This window comes from Pseudomonas sp. S3E12, assembly GCF_001702295.1.
Classification (GTDB): Bacteria; Pseudomonadota; Gammaproteobacteria; order Pseudomonadales; family Pseudomonadaceae; genus Aquipseudomonas; species Aquipseudomonas marginalis.
The window spans coordinates 174,577-197,097 of record NZ_MBDT01000014.1 but is presented as its reverse complement, the minus strand read 5'-3'; the positions used below and the strand labels follow the sequence as shown (position 1 = coordinate 197,097).

The 22,521-nt window shown below is 59.0% G+C and carries 9 protein-coding genes; 4 read left to right on the top strand and 5 right to left on the bottom strand.

The features are described 5' to 3' along the window. Positions 1-2: 2 nt before the first annotated feature. From BB029_RS13460 to BB029_RS13440, 5 genes are all read right to left on the bottom strand, one after another. Entirely contained in the window at positions 3-821 is an 819-nt protein-coding gene (locus BB029_RS13460; protein WP_083236406.1) for a GNAT family N-acetyltransferase, read from the bottom strand. Positions 822-848: 27 nt separating this feature from the next. Beyond that, positions 849-2,777: an amino acid adenylation domain-containing protein gene (locus BB029_RS13455; protein WP_065939530.1), complete on the bottom strand. Its 1,929-nt coding sequence runs from the start codon at positions 2,775-2,777 to the stop codon at positions 849-851. 67 nt (positions 2,778-2,844) lie between these two features. After that, positions 2,845-4,260, bottom strand: a complete 1,416-nt coding sequence (locus BB029_RS13450; protein ID WP_065939529.1) for a condensation domain-containing protein — start codon at positions 4,258-4,260, stop codon at positions 2,845-2,847. Positions 4,261-4,347: 87 nt separating this feature from the next. Further along, complete coding sequence (locus BB029_RS13445; RefSeq protein ID WP_083236404.1) at positions 4,348-6,663, bottom strand: 7-cyano-7-deazaguanine synthase; 2,316 nt, start codon at positions 6,661-6,663, stop codon at positions 4,348-4,350. After that, positions 6,664-8,463 (bottom strand): non-ribosomal peptide synthetase, encoded by a 1,800-nt coding sequence (locus tag BB029_RS13440; RefSeq protein WP_065939527.1) that lies wholly within the window; start codon positions 8,461-8,463, stop codon positions 6,664-6,666. Between the two features lie 943 nt (positions 8,464-9,406). Here BB029_RS13440 and BB029_RS13435 point away from each other — a divergent pair. From BB029_RS13435 to BB029_RS13420, 4 genes are read left to right on the top strand one after another with little or no spacing between them, the layout of a single operon-like run. Then, complete coding sequence (locus tag BB029_RS13435) at positions 9,407-13,882, top strand: non-ribosomal peptide synthetase (RefSeq protein ID WP_065939526.1); 4,476 nt, start codon at positions 9,407-9,409, stop codon at positions 13,880-13,882. After that, on the top strand, positions 13,879-15,408 hold the full coding sequence (locus BB029_RS13430; RefSeq protein WP_065939525.1) for a condensation domain-containing protein: 1,530 nt from the start codon (positions 13,879-13,881) through the stop codon (positions 15,406-15,408). Before BB029_RS13435 ends, BB029_RS13430 begins: the two co-directional genes overlap by 4 nt. Before the next feature lie 5 nt (positions 15,409-15,413). Then, positions 15,414-17,273 carry an asparagine synthase (glutamine-hydrolyzing) gene (asnB, locus tag BB029_RS13425; protein ID WP_065939544.1) on the top strand — a complete coding sequence of 620 codons (1,860 nt, stop codon included), beginning with the start codon at positions 15,414-15,416 and terminating at the stop codon, positions 17,271-17,273. Positions 17,274-17,288: 15 nt separating this feature from the next. After that, a complete protein-coding gene (locus tag BB029_RS13420; protein ID WP_065939524.1) occupies positions 17,289-22,499 on the top strand; it encodes an AMP-binding protein in 5,211 nt (1,736 codons plus the stop codon). The last annotated feature ends 22 nt before the right edge of the window (positions 22,500-22,521 follow it).

Sequence of the window (22,521 nt, the reverse complement as noted above, 5' to 3'; positions counted from 1 at the left end):
CTTCAGTCTTGCGCAGCCGTGTAAAGCGTCTGAACATGGGAAAAGCCTAGGCCGAAGCGCTCCAGGTTGCGCCGGCTTTGCGAATTCATCAGCGCAGTCGCCGCCACACCATGACATCCGAACCGACGCGCTGCTGCGATCCTCGCTGCAATCAGAGCAGCGTGACAACCTTGCCCACGAAATGCTTTGGCCGTGGCAGCGGTCCCCAGATAGGCCATGCCGTTGGTGGCAAAATAGACAAGTGCCGCACCCGCCACTCGCCCGTCGATCTGAGCCACGAAAAAACCGGCACGCCCCGACTCGTACAACCCGACGAACGAGGCCAGTGACATCTCGCGCTCCTCAGGTGGGGTATGAAATGCCGAGGCATGGATATCAAGAAACGAGCCCAATTTCGCTACGTCCAACTCTTCGATCCGCACGCCGGGCTTGATCGCTTTCAACTCATCGACCGATGCGGCCATCTGGGCATGAGTCCAACCGCGCATTTTCGTAAGCCGGCACTCTCCGACCTGCCGCGCCTCACCACCCGGCTTGCGGGCGGACACAAGGGGCACAGCGACCTCCCTGCCATCATTTGCAAACCAACGTGCCAGCGCAGCGAAGTGATCTGGCGACTTCACCGCATCGCCGCAAACCCGGTTCAACATCGGGCTTTTGGTCGCCATCACCTTACACCCCGACAACTCCCCCAATTCACGAACACTCGCGCCATAGGGATTTCCAGCCAGGGCAGACAGAGCACGGACGCGTGCAGCGAGGTATTGCCCTTCGCAAAACTCGATTGAGCCCATATCAACAGGAAGAACTGAATTAGTCATGACACTTTCCGGCGGGCAGTGAAGCGTTCATTGAGCAAGATCATCGAGCACCCAGAGGATCTCTTCATCCTCGTCGGCCTGACTTTGAGTATTCTCTGGATCAAGCGCCAACCTCGACTCGATTGACGCGCAAAGCCCTTCGACAGTCCTGAGTTCGAGAATATCCCGAACCCCGATATTCACGTGACGCCAGTGCGTGTTGATAGCTGCGACGAGCCTCATTGCATCCAGAGAGTTACCGCCCAGCATGAAGAAGTCGTCACGTACTCCCACCGTGTCAAGACCCAGGGCCCTGGACCAGAGCTCACAGAGCCATACCTGAGTCTCACCCACCGGGGGCAGCCGAACCCCATCATCGAGGGTAGCGAGCGCCAGGCTGGGTTCCGGCAAAGCATGTCGATCTATCTTGCCGTTGATTTGCAAAGGCATGGTTTCCAACTCACTCAGAAACCTGGGGACCATGTGCGAAGGCAGCCTGTCGAGCAAGTGGCGTCGCACGCTGACACTGTCCGGCCATGGCCCGCCGAGGGTGTAGTAAGCCGCCAGGTCATGCCCATCCTCCCTTGACCGCGCTACGATCACGACATCCCTGATTCCACTCAACTGGCGCAGACATTCCTCAATCTCGCCCAGCCCCACGCGCATGCCAAGCACCTTGACCTGCGAGTCGCGGCGCCCCAGGTATTCGATTTGCCCGTCGGCTCGCAGCCGCGCCATGTCGCCCGTTCTGAAAAGTCGCTGGCCGGGCACTGTCGAGAAAGGATCAGGCACGAAGCTCCAGGCTGTCGCCGCCGGGTCGGCAAAGTAGCCCAGCGCAAGATTACTCCCCGCCACATACAGCTCACCCCGCGCGCCCTGCGGTAACAGGCTCATGTTCACATCGAGGACATAAGCCCTGACATTCGCCATCGGACGACCAATGGGAACGGGCACGGATACTGGCTGCATCTGATTCACCTCGGCGAACAACACATCACCCGAGACCTCAGTGGAACCGTAGAGGTTGAGCAGCAGGACATGGGGCAGCAAACGCAGAAACTCATTTCGCGTCTGTCCATCCAGCGCCTCGCCACTGACCACGCACAACCTGAGTCCGGCGAACTGCTGGCGCACCGCACCGCCCACCGCCAGTAACACCTTCAACAACGAAGGCACCAGCACAATGCGGGTAATTGCCTTCTGCTGCACCAGTGACAAAAAAGTCAAAGGCTCCTTCAACTGCGCATCGCTGATCAGCACCAAAGGCACGTTACTCAGCAACGGCCCGAAAATCTCAGTGATCGAATCGGTAAAATTAAGCGCCGTTTTCTGGCAGCAGACTTCATCGACTGCGTACGGATACTTTTCCCACATCCATTGAAGACGATTGAGGATGCTACCGTGCAAGCCTGCAACCCCTTTGGGAAGTCCCGTAGAGCCGGACGTGAATATCACATAGGCGAGCTCCCCGCCAACGACTTCAGGGTTGTCCTCGCTATAGCCGCCAAGCTGGTCATCGTCATAGATAACCCACTGCAGCGTGGTGTCGTCGCTGTCGGCAAGCGCGGCAGACGTGATCACCGTTGCTGCGCCGGATTGGCGCAACAGGTAGTCCAGACGCGCCCTCGGATACGCCGGGTCAAGCGGGACATACGCCGCACCACTCTTCAAGACCGCCAGCAATGCAATGATCATCTGCAGGCTGCGCTCCAGCTTGATACCGACCATGCTGCCGGCACCACAGCCGTCTTCGATCAAGCGGTGAGCCAATTGGTTGGCCTTACCGTTGAGCTGGGCGTAAGTCAGCCGAACGTCGCCGTGCTCCACGATTATCGAATCGGCAAACTGACTGGCCTGGCGCTCGAACACCTCATGCAGACGCAACCCTTGCGGATAGGGGCGCGAGGTATCGTTCCAGGCGGTCAATTGAAGCTGTCGCTGCGCGGGAGCGAGCACATCCAAATCACCTAAACGCACACGACACTCCTTTTTTGTCCATATCCATCCTTGACCTCGCCATGCAAGCAACAGGACACAGCACCCCTTAACACTCGGCAATCTGCGCAAGCAGGTGAAGGAAGTTGCTCGACAGGTTGTGCATCGTCTCTTTATGAAACAGCGACGTCTGGTACTCGAAAGACCCTACCAGCCCTTCGGCAGTGTCTTGCATGAAGAGGGAAAAGGGATATTTCGAATACCGGTTGCCATGCCAATTGACCGACGCCACCTGACTTTCAGACACACGCGCGCGCGCCGTATTTTCCGCGGTCCCCTGCATCGAGAATACCACCTGAAAAAGCGGGCCAACGGCTCGCTCTGCGCTGGCTAACTCCATGAGCTTTTCGTAGGGGACATCCTGATGCTCATAGGCCCTGAGCAAGTTCTTTTTAACGACCTTCAACAACCCTGCGAACGTCTCATCGACGGGTATTTGAGTCCTGATAACCAGCATGTTGGTGAACAGTCCGATAACCGGCTCCAACTCCAACCGCCCTCGGCCCGCCACGGGAACGCCGATGCAGATGTCGCTCTGGCCGGAATATTGGTGCAGCACCACATAAAACGCAGTGGCCAGCACCATGAACAAGGTCGCGTCGTTGGCAGCAGCCAACTGTTTCAGGCGGGTTGCCACACGCTCGTCCACAGCAAACGGCAACACAGCACCCGCGCTGTCCGCCATGGCATAAGAGGACAAGTCGAAGGGCAACTCAAGCGGTTCAGGCATTTGCACCAGTTGATCACGCCAGTAGGCCAACTGCCCGGACCAGGATTGGCCGCCCAACTGTTCAGCTTGCCAGCGGGCAAAGTCGCCATATTGCAGCGACAGCGCCGGCAACCCGTGAGCCCTGCCCTCGAGCAGTGCGCGGTAGATCGTCAGCATTTCCTTATACAAGAGCCCAATCGACCACGCATCGAACACAATGTGATGCACAGTCATCAACAGAACAAAATCATCATGACCGCAATGGTAGACATGCGCCCTGATGAGCGGCCCTGTGCGCAAATCGAATGGACTGGCCACGTCCCGGTCAATACGCTCAAACAGCACCGAGCTACCGGGCTCGGTGGATAGCTGCTGGGTCAGATCTACCAACACAGGCTCGACCGTCAATGCTGGTAAAACCACTTGGCAGAGCTGGGCATCGTGCATATCAAAAACGGTGCGCAGCACTTCATGGCGCTTGATCACTTCGTTGATCGCAAGGCCGAGCGCTGACATATCCAGGGCGGTGTAGAACCGGGTTGCATTGGGCACATTATGAACCGCAGGATCCGATGCAAGCTGATCGAGAAACCAGATACGCTGCTGAGCCAATGACAATGGGATTTTATCTTGGCCTGCGGGACGAGGCTGGATCAGCTGCTTTCTTTTGAATGCACCCTTCGCCAGCATGGCATCCAACAATTGCTTGCGTTGTTCCCGAGCTACGCGGGCGGCCTCCTCGACGCCTGATTCCATCCTTGCCTTCCTTGTACGTTTTATCGACGCAACCACGTTGCCCAGGCCGATGACTGCGCAATCGCAGGCACCGGCGACGCTCACTCATCACTGCACGAGACGGGCCAAGGCCTGCATCAGTGCGCTGTCATCTGCGCGGTCTGTGTTGGCACTCCACATCAGGCTCAAGCCACCGTCAGCCGGCTGAATCGTCAGCCAGGAGGCCTGCCCCACGAAAAATGGTCGGTAGACCTGGGTCGTATCGGGAAACAGCGCCGTGCTGCCCTGTATTTCATCCGAGAAGAGCAGTACACAAAAATCCTGCTCACCCGATTGCTCGGCGCCGACGTTGCCGGGCAATACGCTCATCGGCACAAACCGTGAATGGGACCCCACGATCTGGCCGTCGTCAGCGCGCTTGCACTCCAGTTGATCCGAGGCCCATGACCAGTGCCCCGGAACGTGCTTGCGCAAGACGTCCAGCAACTGCGCAGGCTCGGCGAACGGCAGCCACGCGGTAGCAACCCTCTCAGCGCGGCGCGCAGCAGAAGCTATCCCCCCAGGCGGGACCTGAAGCGGTGCCAGCGTCTCAACTCGCTGCCGAACGGGGCCAGAACGAACAGCGGTTGCGCCCTCTGTCGCCGCGACATAAGCCGCCTGGAAATCCGACAGGTACAGCGCCCACGCACAATCATCAGCCACCATCCCGTGAGTCGTGATCACAAGACTGCTGCCTGCGTTTTCATCATGGGTAAGCACCAGGAAGTTCACCAGTGGGCCACCGGAGCCAGCACGGGCCTTTTCAAGCACTTTGCCCATCGCCGCCGCCGTTACCGCTGCGCGTCGGTCCACAGCGATTTGACTCAGGTCGAGCCACTGCAAGGGCAACCCGGCAGCAGGCATTGGAAAGTCGCGGCGCCAGCGCCCTTCTACTTCCACCAGCGAGCTGCGCAGTGCCGGGTGCTGAATGAACAACTGCAACATCACGCGGCGGAATGCGGCCTTATCCAGGATCAGGCTGGATTCGATCTTGCGTTGCAACCATAAATCCGCAGGCGGCGGGGCCTCAAGCCATTCGGACGCCAAGGCTGGCTCTGTGGATTTATCGCCAACTGCCGGCTTAGATTCCTTGACGACCGCGGCCAACAGGCGCAAAGCATCTTCCTGAACGTTCGCATCGGTGTCGCGAGGAATATGCGAAACGGCCACGACATGCGGAGGCACACCATCGGTGTGCACGGCATTCACCGCCTGTTGCGCCTGCGCCAGCGTCTTGCCGGGCGCCAGCACGCAATAAAGAACCGAAGCCGCTACAGCGTGTCCGGTGCGAGGTGCATAGTTGATACGTCTTAGAATGCCGAGCACAGGTCGCTCGTTCTGGATTGGCGCCAACTCTGCCAACGCCGCTTCACGCTTGAGATGGCCCAAGCGTACCTCCCATGAAGTTGGCACCTCATAATTGGAGTAGCCCTTCTCTTTGCCATGCACGTAGACGCCCACGTCATTGATCAGGCAGTTGGATGAGCAGAAACCGGTATCTTCCGGTTCTTTCCACAAGCTGTCGTGATCGGTCAGGCAGCGATAGATATCTTCCTTCGAAGCATCGGAGTATCTGAAGTAATCAATGAGCGTGATGCGATCAAAGATACTGTCATCCTTGAAACGGGCGCCATTCAAACCGCTGTACGCTTCGACAGTGTGGTAGATCCGTCGCCCATCCTTGAGCCCTTGCTCGATGGTGCCCGAATCGAAAGTGTCCTGTTCGTAGAATTTTTTCAGCCGCTCCTCGACGATCTGCCCTCTGGACAAACCATTGACGATCAGATTGATCCCCTGTTGCTCGGCAAACTCCAGGCTCAGGTCCAGCAATGCCTTGAAGCAGCCCTTACAGACCGTGCTGTGACGGGTGAGGCTCTCGCGGAACACCTCGTGCATGTTCGCATGGGTAAGCGTCGTGTGTTCAACATCCAGCTTCTGCGTGATGTTGCTGATGTTGGTCAGTGCCTGCTTTGAGATGAAGCCGTTATCAAAGGTGAACGTATGGACTTTCAACCCCATCTTCAGCAGCTGATAAAGCACATAGGTCGAGTCCTTGCCACCGCTGTACAGCAGGAGGCAATCGTATGGCCCGCGCTTTACGGCGCGGTTTTCGCTGAACACTTCCGACAATTGGGCAGGTGTCCGAAAATAGGCCGCCAGGCGATCCCGATAGGTGTCGTAACGCAGGCACTCGCTACAGACTCCAGCCGCGTCCAGCACGATGCCGTCCACGAAATCGGAAATCCCACAGCGCGCACAACGGCAGCCCTTGGGCTGGGCCGCCCTCAACAGGACGGCATCAGTCGCCAGCCCTTCGGACTGCATCCGCGAGACCCAAGCGCCAGAGGTCATCGAGGTCGTCGGAAATACAGAGATCAACTCCATTTACGCCCCCTCGTCCATTAGCGCGAACAAGTCGTCGTCCGCACTGGCCTCAAGGAACGCGGTTTCGACCAATTGAGCAAGATGACGAACGGTGGGCGAGTCCAGGAAGTTGCGAATGGATACGCTGACCCCGAACGTCGCCTCGATCCGCGACAGCAACTGCATGGCCAGCAGCGAGTGCCCGCCCTTGGAGAAAAAGCGCGCATCGATGCCCGGTAGTTCGGGCACTTCCAGCAATTCCTGCCACAACTCTGCCACCGCGATCTCCAGAGGCGTCCCGGGCTGAGGACCATCATCATCACTATCGCTTGCCAGCAATTCGACGGCTGGAAGGTTCGCATAGTCGATCTTGCCTGTGACCGTACGCGGCAGAACCGGCATAAGCAGCAAGTGATGGGGCAGCATCACGGCTGAACCCTGTTCCAGCACAAAGCTGCGGACCTGTTCGATATCAGCGCCTTCGGCTATCACGATATAGGCAACCAATTCACTCGTACGCTCAGGCAACTGGCGCTCGACCACGGCAACGTCAGTGACACCAGGGGCCAGACGGATGAGGCTCTCAATTTCAGCCAGCTCAATACGAACGCCGTTGATTTTGACCTGGCGATCACGCCGGCCTACGAACTCGATGTCACCGGAATCCAGCATGCGCCCCAAGTCGCCGGTGCGATACACCAGGTCCAGTGGATCACCACTCAACGGGTTAGGCACAAACACTTCGGCGGTCAGGTCCGGGCGATTGAAGTAACCCAGGCTGCGGTAAGGCGTACGGATGTAGATCTCCCCAACCATGCCAATGCCGCAGGGTTTGTCGCGCGAGTCGATCACCAACGCGCGAGCACCGGGCATCGCCTTGCCCACCGGCACCGATACGCGCGAGTCGGCGTGCATGTCCACACGATGGAACAACTTGACCATGGTCGTTTCGGAAGGGCCATACAGGTTGATCAGCGACACCGTGTCGCCCAATGTTTCCTTGAACACCTGCACGTCCGCGGGAAACAGGACTTCACCCGCGACACACACATGCTGCAGCGACGCAGGGCGCAGGGCGCCGTTCGCCTTGATGGCCTGAAGCAACACGCGCAATACCGACGGCACGCAATGAAGAACGCTTACGTGCGCCTTACCAAGCCAAGCGGCAAAGGCGGCGCCATCACCCACGATCTTGCGAGAGGATGGCACACAGACGGTGCCACCCAATGTGAGTGGCGTGTACAGGTCGCGAAGCACGGCATCAAAAGAAGGCGACGTGATCTGTGAGACACGTACGCCCTCCTCAAGCTGCAGTTCGTCCACTTCCCAGTCGATAAAATGAGCGACCCCCTTGAGTCGACCCAGGATACCTTTGGGTTGACCGGTGGAGCCGGACGTGAAGTAGATGTAGCAAGGCGCATCGGGATCACGCGGGGTGACTTGAAACTGTCCGCAGGAGGTGATCGATAACTGATCGCGCTGAATATTCAAGCGGGGCACTGTAGCCAGCGCGGGGACGGCATCCAACACCCTGGCAGCCTCGGTGTCATGCAGTACCAACTGAGGCTTAACCTGTTCAACGATCTGAGACAAGCGGTGGGGCGACTGGTCCATATCCAACGGCACCATGACTTTGGCGCTGGCCATCAAGCTGATCATCGAGACCGCGGCCCCCATCGCATCGGCGCTCAGAATGAGTACGGCAGCCTCAGTGTCGGTGGCCAACTGCGCCACTTGCTGCTGAATACCTGCAGCCCAATGTCCGAGTTCGCGATAGCTGAGATCCTGGTCTGGCGTGCTGATCGCCACGTGATCGGGCAATGCCGTAATTACCTGGGCGATCGTTTCGGATATGTTCGATGACACTAGATTTCCTCCCTGAAATAGTTGACCAGAAACAGCACGCTAACCGACTTGCCTGCAGACGTGATTGTCCGCCAGAAACGCCTTATCAATGTTTTTTATCCGAGCGACCTTTCACGGGAACTGATAACAAATCTCATTAAAAAGGCCTTGCCTACTCACACGGGATCCCCTCGAAAGCATTCGACTAAACAGAATGTGCGAGTGTTGTGTGAATATGAAGTGACGATGTATGAATAGTTTGTTTCAGTTGATCCTTGCCGCGCAAGCGAAACATAGCGTGACGTCGCTTCGCAGGCACTACTCATCGCACCAAATTCAATAGGTAGTGTTCGCTTCGCACTTAACGTTCAGCGCAGCGACGCCATTAGAAGTTTCTTGCAATGCACGCCTCATTTGCGCTTAGATCTTATCCGTTCATCCGAGCGACGGCATCAAAAATCACTTCACACATCCGCAACTGCTGGTTTGCTTATTGCAAACACAACGCGTTGCGCGTGCGCGTGGTAGCCAATACCCAAGTGGCATCGGATGAACTCGGCAAGCACCGGGAATTCGATCGCCGTGCCGGCCCCAAGCAGCGGGGAGTTTTTGCCACACCCCACTGCACATGAGCGAATCAGGGAGGATTATGCAAAGTACAATCGAATATCGTCGATGGAACCCCGTGACCAATACCGGGGTGACCCTGACTTCTCACCAGCGACCTCTCGATGCCTTTCTCGCAACGATTGGCCAGCCTGGCAGCTTAATGACCTGATGCTTTTTACGTCGGCACCTTGCTGACGTACGACTCGTGTCGGGCGTTATCTCGACCCCGTCTCGCCCATACATCGTCATACGATCAAGGGGAGCGTCATGCCCGTCTCCTCATTCTTGAAATCAGTGCGAAGCAACCTCAGTGAATCGAAATTCGAACATCTTCGATGCCTATCATCTGACCTCGATGCAGGAAGGCATTCTCTTCCACTCTTTGCAGGATGAGGAGGCGAATGAGTACATCGTCCAAGTTTCATGCAAGCTGACCCGGCTGGAAACCGATCGTTGGAGGCGAGCGTGGAACAGTGTGATTGCCCATCATGAAATCCTGCGGGCCGGTTTCAGCTGGAAGAAAGTCAAGCGAGCCGTACAAGTCATTGCCGCCAACGCAGCTCCTGAATGGAACGAGATCGATGCTCGCCTACCGGATGCTACAGCGTTCAACCTGACAGATTTCCTGGCGCAGGATCGGGCCCAAGGTCTCAACCTTTCCAGCGCTCCCCTGATGAGAATGACGCTGGTTCGCCTGAGCGAACACGAGTATCAGTTTGTCTGGACCTATCACCATTTGATCCTCGATGGCTGGTCTGCCCTGATCGTCATGTCAGACGTCATGAAGATGTACCAGCACCCCGTTGAGCAAACGACACGCAACGCGCCCCGGTTCAAGGATTTCGCAAGATGGCTAGAGCACCAGGATGGCAATCGCGCACGCCAGTATTGGTCATCTCTGCTGGCCAATCACAACATCGCGGGCACAATGCAGTTGCCCGAGCCGTCGGCCCCAGGCGCCACACAGATCACCAAGCAAGTGCGCTTGCTGTCACCTGAGCTCTCACACGCAGTCGAAACGTATGTACGCACCCGGCAAATGACCCTGGCGCACTTCATGCAGTCAATGTGGGCGGTTGCCCTGCATCGCTACAGCAACGCAAGTGAGATCTGCTTTGGTTGGGTAATGTCGGTTCGCCCGCACGACCTTGCACAAGCCTCCGAGATGGTGGGCTTGATGATCGCGACCGTTCCCCTGCTGGTCAGTGTCGAACCGTCGCAAACACTGAAAGACCTCTACGCACAAGTCGCGCTGCGCTCTATAGAAGCGAATGAGTACGGACACCTTTCGCTTGCAGAGATCAAGCGTGTCGCTTCGATAGATCCTCGGCAGGAGCTGTTCGAGTCGGTGATGATTTTCGAGAACCTGCCAACTGCCCTCAAGCCCTCCTCCGAGGGTGAGTTGATGATCGAAGACCGGCGTACTCACTGGCAGACCAACTACCCGTTGTCGCTGATGATCGCCCCCGGGCATAGACTCAAGCTTGAGTTTTCTTTTGACAGTGGCCGCTTTTCCACTGACGGCATCGAGCGAATCCTGGAGCAACTGGAACGCCTCGTATCCAGCGCTCTTCAAGCCCCCCAGACCGTACAGCAACTGCTGGACGGTGCTTCATTCGGCAGCGGCGCCTGCACGGTTGTGCGTGGCCCTGCCCGTGCGGCTCCAGCGACGGGCATCGCCAAGACTATCCTTGCCCATGCCGACTCGCAGCCCCACCGGATAGCGATAGTGTCAGGGGCTGACGACGACTGCCGACTGACCTATGCACAACTGGCGCAACGCAGCCGCTCGTTCGCGCAGGCGCTGACGCAGGCCGGCATTGAGGCCGGTGATGTCGTGGCGATCCACCTGCCGCGCTCACCTGCATTGGTGGTAGCGATGCTCGGCATCTTGCAATTGAAAGCCACGCTCCTGCCAATTGACCCGATGCTTCCCTTAGCCCGCAAGCATCATATGCTCAAGGCCAGTGGCGCGCGCATCGCTGTCGCCTGGGAACCACCGTCCAATGGTTTCCCCACTATAGCCCTTGATCAGTCGGGGGGGATTTCCAGTATCGGAGCTCCAGCGCTGAACACCCTGCGAGGCGGTGATGAACGCATCGCATACCTGATGTTCACTTCGGGCACCACAGGTATGCCCAAGGCAGTTTCAGTCCCCCATAGCGCCCTGGAGAACGTGCTGCACGCCATGGCATTACACCCAGGCTTCAGTGCCGAAGATGTCATGCTCGCCGTCACCACCGTGTCGTTCGACATCTCGGTACTTGAACTGCTGCTGCCCGTCATGTCCGGAGGACGCCTGGTGATCGCGGCAGAAAACATGGTGCGTGACGCTGATTTGCTGGCCAAGGCTATCGAACAGTTCGACATCACCGTGATGCAAGCGACGCCTACCTCATGGCGCATGCTGTTGGAGAGTGGCTGGCAAGGCCGCTCGTGCTTGCGGGCATGGTGTGGGGGGGAGGCCCTGTCTCGTGATCTCGCTGACCGCCTCCTGGCGTGCACCGCCTCTCTGTGGAATTTATACGGTCCTACCGAAACCACGATCTGGACCATGGTTGCACAGGTCCAGCCTGGCCCCGCGCCAATAGAGCTGGGCCGCCCCATCAGTAACGTCGATTGCTACATCCTCGATCAATGGCTGCGAGCGGTTCCGGATGGCGTGGCCGGCGAGCTGTACTTCGCCGGAGCGTGCCTGGCGCAGGGTTATGCCGGCAATCCAGGTGCAACTGCCAACGCCTTCATCGCAAACCCGATGCCGGACCACCCCGGCCAGCGCATGTACCGCACCGGCGACCTTGCGCGCGTGGACGCGCATGGGCGTATCTGCTTCATTGGCCGCAGTGATACGCAGGTCAAACTACGAGGCGTGCGAATCGAACTCGGAGAAATCGAAGCGTTACTGAGCCAACATCCGCAGGTCAGCGCTGTCGCGGTCAAGGTGGTATCGCTGCAAGGACATGACACGCTTGTTGCCTATGTCGTCAGCGCCGGGTTGAAGCAAGCGGACATTCAGCTCATCGAGTTCCTCAAGCCGCATCTGTCCAGCGCTGCCATTCCTGCAAAATTAGTGCATCTGGATGCACTGCCCGTCAGCAGTAACGGCAAGGTCGATCGGAAAGCCTTGCCCACCCCCCTCGTCAATACCGAAATTGCTGCGACGGGCCCGCGCACACTCTTGCAGGATGCGGTGGGAGAAATCTGGTGCTCCATCCTGGGCGTCGCAACCTTCCAGCGCGACGACAATTTCTTTGCGCTCGGTGGCCACTCGCTCAAGGCCATCTCTCTGATGTCGGCCATCAATAGGACCTGTCACGTTTCACTGCCACTGGCGACCATCTTCGAAAACCCTGGCGCCGGGCAGTTCGTCACAGCTATCGAACAGGCATTGCGCTCGCCCGGCGCCGTACAGGACACCCTGCCGCCGGTAGATCTTGCGCAACTTCAACCCGCATCGGCCACCCAGGAGCGCCTGTATTACGTCACGCAGATATCCCCGGCGAACCATCCTTACCAGTTGAGTGCCGCTGTTCGCTTCGAAGGCTCAGTGGACTTGCTGGCGCTGCGCCAGGCCGTGGAAACATTGCAACAACGCAACGCTATCCTGAGGACGACATTCGTCAAGCAAGGCGACAGCCTTAAGCAAAAGGTGTTCGAACGCCCGACAGTGGCGCTGGAAGTCATCGACTTGCGCGACGCTGCGCCGAACGAACTGGAGCGCCGGATGCGCTCGGAAATCAGTGGCCCACTGCTGCTCGAAGAGCGCGTGCCGGTTCGCTGCATTTTTATGGAGCAGACAGCCAGCGCCACCCTGCTGCTGATCATCCATCACATCCTTGTAGATGAATGGTCCTTGAAGTTGCTGATTGACGATCTGGGCAGATGCTATGAAGCGGCAATAGACCCTGCGCTCGCACTACCCGATACAGTGCGTCCCGAATTCGCCCAATATGCAGCGCTGGAACAGCAACACGTGCGCGAAGGCCATTTCAACGAAGCCCTCAGATACTGGAGCCGACACCTGAGCGGTGTACGCCCGACGACACTGGCGTTGCGCCGACCACGGCCGGCAGTACCCAGTTTTGTGGGCGGGCACCACACCCTGACGATCTCGCCGGCCACCATGACTCGCCTGGGAACCGTAGCCACCTTGGCCTCCGCGACCCGCTTTGCTGCGCTGATGAGTGCTTTCAGCGTCCTGCTGCACCTTTACCACGCGGATAAAGACATCTGTCTGGGCACGATGGATGCCGGTCGCGATGAGCCATGGCTCGAATCCGTCGTGGGGCCACTCTCACGCCCGCTGGTGATGCGTATACCCGTCTGCCCCGATGATTCATTCAAGACTTTGCTGGCGACCGTACAACAGGTATTCCTCGATGCGCATCGTCACCGGGCCGTACCTTTCCAGCAGTTGGTCCAGCGCCTGGATCGCCATGACGGTATCAGTCAGCTGTTCAGAATCATGATTGTCATGCAAAACATGCCAGCGCCCGGATGCCATATCGCCGGCATCCCCATCAAGACGCAGGCAGTGGATAGCGCCACCGCAGAGACCGACTTGCTGATCGAGATGTTCGAACTCGATCGCGGCCTGACCTTACGCTTCACCTATGACACTGACCTGTTCGACCTGGTAGACATTGAAACTTTTGCCCAACGGTTCCAGCGCTTGCTGGACGTTGTGGTCGATGACGCCAACGTACAGATCGCCAGCATCGATTTACGCCATGGCGAAGATCAACGCATGGCCAATGTGTTCAACGAACGGTGGACCACCTCATGAGCAAGCAGCCTGAACAATCCCTGAGCCAACGTTTCCAGGACCTCACACCGCATCAGCGGCAAATACTGGTTGAGGCCATGCGTGCCAAGGCGAAAACCGCCATTGCGCCCATACCGCGCTATGACCACAGCACCTTCATCCCCCAGTCATACACTCAGCGCAGGCTGTGGTTTCTGTTTCGCATCACACCTGACAGTGCGATGTACAACATGCCGGAGTGCGCACGACTGACCGGCCCCATCGAGCTGGAACACTTCAACGGCGCATTCAATGATGTGCTCGAGCGCCATTCCAGCCTGCGTACGGTCTTTACCGATACCGAGCACGGCCCCGCGCAGACGATCCTGCCGGTCACGAACCAGGCCGTAGAAGTCGTCCAGGCCCCCTTCGCCGAAGGCGACCCCGACAGGGAGGAGCGGGTGACGCAGATGCTCACCGACCTATCCAATCGCTCCTTTGATCTGGAGAACGGACCGCTGGTTCGAATGACCTTGATCCGCGTTGGCGAGCACTTGCATTACCTGGTGGTGAATATGCACCACATCATCAGTGATGGTTGGTCAACAGGGGTATTCGTCGCCGACTTCAGCGAATGCTATCGAGCGCGCGTGGAAAACCGTCCCCACCGGTTGAAACCGCTGGCCATCGAGTTCGCCGACTTCGTACGCTGGCAACAAGAACACATGACGAGCGCAAGGCTGGACACGCTGCGCAGGTTCTGGCGTGAACGCCTTGCCGGCGTCGAGCCACTACGCTTGCCCTTTGACCGGACGCCGACTTCGGCGGTCACTGACCGCGGGGGGTACCGCTACGTACACTTCGACGCCCAAACCACTGCACGCCTCAAGGTGTTGGCCGAGCAATGGGGCGCCACGGTATTCATGGCGCTGCTCGCCGCCTTCAAAGGTCTTCTGCACCTCTACTCAATGCAGGAAGACATCACCGTCGGCGTGCCGGTCGCCGGGCGCACCCACCCCAGCACGGAAGACCTGATCGGCTTTTTCGCCAATACCGCCGTCATCCGTACAAACCTGGGTGGAAGCCCGACGTTCAAGGAACTGACGGAACGCGTGCGCAATTCATCGTTGGACGCATTCGAACAGGAAGACACACCCGTCGAAATGCTGGTGGAAATGCTACAGCCAGAGCGCCCACCGGGGCGCAACCCGCTGTTCCAAGTGATGTTCATCCTGCAAAACACCCGCAAGCCTGCCCTGTCATTGCCACAGATAGATATCAAGCTATTGGCGGCAGGCAGTACTTCGGTGAAGTTCGACATGCTGTTCGAGTTTGCCGAGAGCGGCGAAGGCCTCACCGGCTGGCTGGGTTATCGAATGGACCTGTTTGACGAAGGCACCATGACGCGTTTTGCCGATGCGTTCACAAAACTGGTTCTGGCCGTCTGCGAGTTTCCCGACAAACCCTTGAATCAGATCGATATACCCACGAACCCTCCTCTGGAGGCCCAGGATTTCAATGACGATCTGGAGATCATTCCGCAGATTCGTCGTCCCCGCTTTGGTTGATCGTCATGTGTGGAATAGCAGGTTTCATTGATCTCTCGGGAAGACACCCGGCAGACGCAAACGTATTGGCAGCAATGCTTGACAAGATTTGGCACCGTGGACCGGACGGCACCGGGACCTATATCAACGGTTCCGTGGCAATGGGCATGCGCAGGCTCTCGATTATCGACGCTCAAGGCAGCGCGCAACCGCTGTTCAATGAGAGCGGCGACATCATCCTTGTGGGCAATGGCGAAATCTTCAACTACCGCGAGCTGCGCCAGCAACTCCAGGCGCGCGGCCATTGCTTCAAGACCGAAGGAGACCTGGAGGTCGTGGTGCACCTGTACGAGGAAATGGGCACCTCATTCGTGCATCAGCTCAACGGGCAGTTTTCCCTGGCGCTCTTCGACAAACGTACCCAGGCGCTGCACATCGTTCGCGACCATTTCGGCATCACTCCGGTGCACTATGGGGTCTTTGATGGCGTGCTGGTGTTCGCTTCGGAAATCAAGGCGATGCTGTGCCACCCGGCGGTGCCCCGGCGCGTGGACCTGGCCGGCCTTGACCAGATTCTCTGCTTTCCAGGCCTGACCAGTCCCCGCTCGATGTTCAAGGGCATCAGCGCTTTGCCGCCAGGCCATTGCCTGAGCGTGACAAATCAGAAAGTGACCGCCACCCGTTACTGGGACTTGAATTACCCCGCCGATGGCGTGGCCGAAAACGTCATGACCGAAGACGAGGCCGTCGAAGAGTTCAGCTACCGGTTCAAGAATGCCGTGGCGCTGAGACTGCGCGCGGACACGCCGGTGGGTGTCTACCTCAGCGGCGGGCTCGACTCATCGATTGTCGCCGCCGTCATGCGTGAGCTCCAACCGGATAGAAGCATTCCTTCCTTCTCGATCACTTTTCCCGACTCGACATTGATCGACGAGCGCAAGTACCAGCGCCTGGTTGCTCAGACCTTGAAATTCGATCATCACGAAATCGCCTTTTCCCGCGAGCAGATCGCCTCTCGGCTCAGAGACTCCGTATGGCACTCTGAATGCCCGATCAAGGAAACCTACAACACCTGCACCATGGCGCTCGCTGAAGCCGCCAGGGCCAGCGGAGTCCCCGTGGTCCTGGGCGGGGAAGGTGCCGATGAACTGCTGGGCGGATATCCCGGCTATCGATTCGACCAGTTCGCCGCGAGCAACCCAAGCATGGCCTCGCCCGAGGAGCAGGTGGCCAACCAGCGGCTGTGGGGAGCGCGGGACATTCGCTATGAACGCCAATACGGTCAGTTCAGCCAGTGGCGACGCAACCTGTTCTCCGCCGATGCACTGCATGAACTGGGCGAACAGGGCTGCCTGGGCGCACCTATCCTGGACATTGAGCAGCTCAAGGGCCGCCATCGGCTGCACCAGCGCTCCTACATCGACGTCAAAGCGCGTCTTGGCGATCACCTGTTGGGCGATCATGGCGACCGGATGAACATGGCGTACTCGATTGAAGGCCGATATCCATTTCTTGATCGCTCGCTATGCGACTTTCTCATCAAAGTACCGCCGTCCTTGAAACTGCGTGGCCTGGAAGAAAAATACCTGCTTAAACAGGCCGCCAAGGGCCTGGTTCCAGAGCGCATCCTCAACCGCGAAAAATTTGGGTTCCGGGCGCCAGGCAGCCCCTATCTGCTCAGCCTCAACGAGCCCTGGATCGAAGAATTGCTGGCACCGGAAACGCTCAAGCGCCAGGGTTATCTCAATGTCGAGTGGATCACCCGAATGATCGATGACAGCCGCAAGACCGGGCGGACCCTGAACCCTCATATCGAAGATGACGCGGTGCTGCTGGCCTTGACCTTCGGCATTTTCCTCGACCTCTTCGACATGCCGAACCTATAGGGAACGCACCACCCGATGAATTTCCAGACCAACACATTTGACGGCCTGTCTACCCTGGGTGAAATCCTCACATGGCGTGCCGTGCACGATGCCGATAAGCCGGCCTTTCGCTTTCTCGACAAGGATGGCCAGGAGCGAACACAGCTGGACTATGCCCAGCTGTATCAACGCTGCGCAGATGTCGCCAGCGCACTGCAAGGATGTGGAACGCGCGCAGGTGATCGCGTCGTCGTTTCGTGCTCCAGCCCGGCCGATTTCGTCTGCGCGTTCATGGGCACGTCCCTGCTGGGTGCCATCCCAGTTCCTGCGCCCGTCAACCGGGGACGCCGCCGTGAGCGGATCAATGCCATTGTCGCCGATTGCTCGCCGACGGCATGGATCATGGACGCCAGCACGGCGACCACCCCGAGCGTCATCCACCCTGAGATCAACCTGCTGACAATGGCCGATGTAGAACCTGGCCAAGGTTTTACCACCGCCAGCGTACCGGCCACCCAAGCTGCCTTCTTGCAGTACACCTCAGGCTCCACGGGGCAACCCAAGGGGGTGATCGTCACGCATGAGGGCTGGCTGGCCAACGCACGCATGATTCGCGCCGCGTTCGGGCATGACGCCCGCAGTCGCTTTGCCAACTGGCTTCCACTGTTTCACGACATGGGCTTGGTGGGCACGGTACTACAGCCGCTTTTTCTCGGTGCCGAATCCATCCTGCTACCCACGGCGGGCTTTGTTGAACAGCCATCTCGATGGCTGCAGATGGTTTCCGACTATCGCGCGCACACCAGCGGTGCGCCTGATTCGGCCTACCTGCTATGCGCGCGCGACACTGAGGCGCGAGCCCTGCGCAACATCGATCTGAGCGCCTGGAAAGTCGCCTTCAACGGCGCCGAGCCTGTGCGCCCGACCACCTTGAAAGCCTTTGCAGACGCCTTCAGCAACGTCGGTTTCCGTCAAGAATCATTCCTGCCCTGCTATGGCCTGGCAGAAGCGACACTGTTGTGCTCCGGAAAGAGTCGTGACAGCGTGCCGCGCCAAGTTCACCTGTCTCAAGCGGCCATGCGCACAGATCGGCTGGTGACTGTTTCGCCGCACGATGAAGACGCCAAGACCCTGGTTTCCCTCGGCCCTCCCGTCTGCGACATTGCCATTGCCCAGGTCGACACCGATGCCGCCGTGCTACCCGGCCAGATTGGTGAAGTATGCCTCCGTGGGCCGAACATCACCCCTGGATACTGGCCGCAAGATCGCGATGACCTGTCGAATTATCACACCTCACACGACCACCGCTTTCTGCGCACCGGCGATCTGGGTTGCCTGATCGATGGTGAGCTGTTTATCGTCGGGCGCCAGAAAGACCTGTTGATCATCGCCGGGAGCAATCATCACTCCCAGGATATCGAAGAGACCGTGCGCGCTGCCCATGCCCTACTGACACCTGGGCTCGGCGCGGCCCTGGCGCTGAGCCCGGAGGAAATGCAGGCGGCGTTCGGTATCGAGTCCGCGGAGCGAGAAACCAACGACAGCGTGGTGGTCGTACATGAGGTCGGCCGACATACCCCGGCGGATCAGATCGACATCGCCATGCTTGCGCTACGGCAGGCCATCGCGCAAGAACACGGTATCGCCGTCGCCGCTGTCGTGATCGTTCACCAAGGTGGCGTGGAGCTCACCACCAGTGGCAAGGTCCGCCGGGCACAGATGCGCCATCAGTTGGTTCATCAGCAACTGAAAATGCTCGCACGCTGGACTCGCCCTGCCGAACAGCCTGCCGAGCCAACCTCTACCGCGCTTGAAGCCCTGAGGCTGGCGTACCGTCGACAGGCACCTGAGGCCATGATCGAAGCGCTTTGCCAGCTATGTGGGTACTGGGCAACCTCAACTAACCCAATTGTTGCGCAAACCCCACTGACAGACCTCGGTTTACCCAGCTTGCATGCCATGCGCTTGCTCTCGTGCATCCGCGCACAAACCGGCGTAAGGCTGCCCATGGGCTTGCTCTATGGCAACGCCACTGTTCTGGATCTGGCCACCACCCTTCAGTCCACCCGCGCGATGCCTGCCGAGGCGCCTGCCGCGCCCAGCCCGCTGCCGTTATCTGTGCATGCGGAACAAAAGCTCGGGCCGGATTCCCAGGCTATATGGATACGCCGCAAAGAAATCGGCGATGCCGCGTTTTTGCTGGCCTTTCAGGTCCGATGCAAGGCGTCACATTCAACGACACTGATCGCAGCGGCCCGTGCGTTGCCCCTGCGCCATAGGGCCTTGGCCCGCAGGTTCGCGGAACAGGCTGGCATTGCCGTGATACTCGAGCAACCTCAAGCGCAACCGGCAGAGCTGCATCTGACGGGTGTACATGACGAAGCCCAGTGGCGCGATGAGCTCTCCAACGCACTTGAAACGCCCATGGACCTGGAGCAAGGTGCACTCCGGTTGGTCCATGGCGAACAATCCGGTGGCATGTACAGCGTACTGGTCATGGTGCATCACATCGTCGCGGACTTTACTTCATTGGCGCTCCTGGCCAACGACCTGCTCAACACCCTGACGCCGCAGCCGCACGAGCCATCGCCCCTGGAGGTTCGCCCAGCGTTGGCCCGCTCTCGCGACGAATCGGACAGCCGCGACGAAACGTACTGGGTGGACAACCTGCGTGACTGCACCTGGAGCACTTTCCCTACAGACTTTCACAACATACCGGACTATCGACATCCGCCCCATGAGGCATCTGTTTCGGTGCCTTCGACAGCGGTGTACCAGCGTGCCAGCGATTGGGGGCACACTCCCTTCGCCGTATTGCTGACGGCGTACGCCATCACACTCTGGCGCTACTCGCCAGACAACGATGTCGTCATTGCCGTGCCCATCTCGGTTCGCGATGACGCCCAGGACCCGACCAGCGTCGACTACCAGGTGAACCCACTGCCACTCAGGCTCTCACTGAACGAGCGAATGAGCCATGTCGACGCGGTGAAAGCCGTCGGCCAGGCGATCTTTTCTGCAATCGATCACCGCTCGCTGACACTCGGTCCGATCCTGAGTGCATTGCGCCGCAGTGGCCACGCTCACCAATCACTGGTGCTGGACAAGGCGGCCATTCATCTGTCATTGCCGCCCGGCCTGTCCCACGAGTGGGCAGGCCTGGGTTTGCGCAACAGCCATACGTCGATCGAGGCTGGGCCTTATTCACTGTCTGCGCTGCCCGTCACGCGGCTTGAACAAACCGTCGAACTGATTTCAGCCGAGTGTGCGGGCACGCTGCACGCGCTGCTCCGCATGGACGCTGACGTGCTATCCAAGGCCAGCGCCGAGCGCTTTGCCGCTCGCGTATCCGAATGCCTGCAACACCTCGTCGATGCGCCGGAAGAACTCATCAGTCCACATATCCCGCGTTCGGCCAGCGACACCCACAATGCCCTGGTATGGGGCCAACCCGCCCCCCAGGCAACCAACTCGACCTGCCTGCATACGCAGGTTGATCATTGGGTGCGCAACACGCCACAGAACATCGCCCTGCTGCTTGGCACTCGGTCCTGTAGCTATGAACAACTCGATGCCATGGCCGCGCGCATCCGTGACCAGATCCTCGGGGCAACCCATGGAAGGCACAACCCACGTATAGGCCTGCTGATAAAAGATCCGGTTTTGCAGGTAGCAGCCCTGCTCGGCACCTTGCAGGCGGGCGGGATCGCCATGGCACTCAACCACCAGGCGCCCGAAGATTATCTGGGCGCACGGATTGCAGCGGCCAATCCGGCACTGTTGCTGACCGATGGCGACCAGCCCCCTCTTCTGGGGCACCGTTGCACTGCCCTGGTCGATGTCACGGTACCCGGCGATAGGCCCCAACCTCCACGCTGTAGAGAGGTCGATAGCGCAGCGCCCGCCTACCTGGTCTTCACCTCCGGTTCAACCGGCACACCCAAGGGTATCGAGCAAAGCCACGCGGCCTTCTACCGCTTCCTCAAATGGCAGGCCCACGCCTTGTCCATTCAGCCAGGCACCCGGGTGGCACAAGTCGCAGTGGCCGGCTTCGATGTCAGCTTCTGCGAAATACTCGGCGCCCTTTGTTTTGGTGCAACCCTTTGCTTGCCCAATCGCGATACCGATCTGGCGCCGGGTAATTTCATGGCCTGGCTCGAGCGTGACCGTATCCACTGCGTACAGCTCATTTCATCGTTCGTCAGCGAAGTGCTGCGCTTCAGCCCGGGCCCATGGCCTTCGCACCTGCGCACCCTGGCCAATGTCGGTGAGGCACTGACGCCAGCACTGGCGAGCGAGATCCTGGGGCGCAGCCAGGCGCCGCTGGACCTGCTGAACCTCTATGGTCCCAGCGAGGTCGTCGCCGCCACCTACCATCATGTGACAGCAATGGACCTTCGCCGCCCCAAGATCCCGGTAGGTCGTCCGATCCATGAACGCACGTTGCTGGTTCTGAACAATGAAGGTGAACCTGTGCCCGTGGGCATCGAAGGTGATATCTGGGTAGAGACGTGGGACATGCCCCAGGACTACGCTTTTGGCGCGCCCGCCGTCGGCAACGGTTTCGTGCGCAAACCTGACCCTGTGCGCGCTATCAAAGGGCGTTACCGCACCGGTGACTGTGGGCGCTGGTTGAGCGACGGTGTGCTGGAGCTGGCGGGCCGTCGGGACAATCAGGTGAAGCTGCGAGGTGTGCGTATCGAACTGGGCGAAGTGGAAGCGGCCCTGCTACGTCATGAACACGTCGAGCAGTGTCTGGTCACCCTTGACCGCGAAGAAGGCGCCGATGCGACATTGATCGCCCTGGTGGTCGGCAGCACTGCGCTGGATGCCACCGAGTTGCGCCGCTTCTGCCTCGAAGCGCTGCCGCATACCCACGTTCCTGGCGAGTTGCGCCGGGTGTCCAGCCTGCCGCGGCTGCTCAACGGCAAACTGGACCGCACGCGACTGGAACGAACCAAGCGATCGGTCACACCACCGACGTCTGCCACCACCAAGCTCAGTGCCAACGAACGCTTGATGATTGAGATCTGGAGCAGTTTTTTCCCTGAGGAAACGATTGATATCACCAGCAACTTCTTTGCAGTGGGAGGCAACTCGATCATTGCCATGCAACTGCTCAACGAAGTGATGCGGCGCACAGGCACTCAAGTTGCAATTGGCGAGTTCCTTGCCAATCCAACCGTGGAAGCGTTGGCCAGCAAAACGTTCAGCGCTTGCGCCGCAGCCAACGCCGCCCTGACGTAGGCCGGCGCTCTTGCTGCGCCCG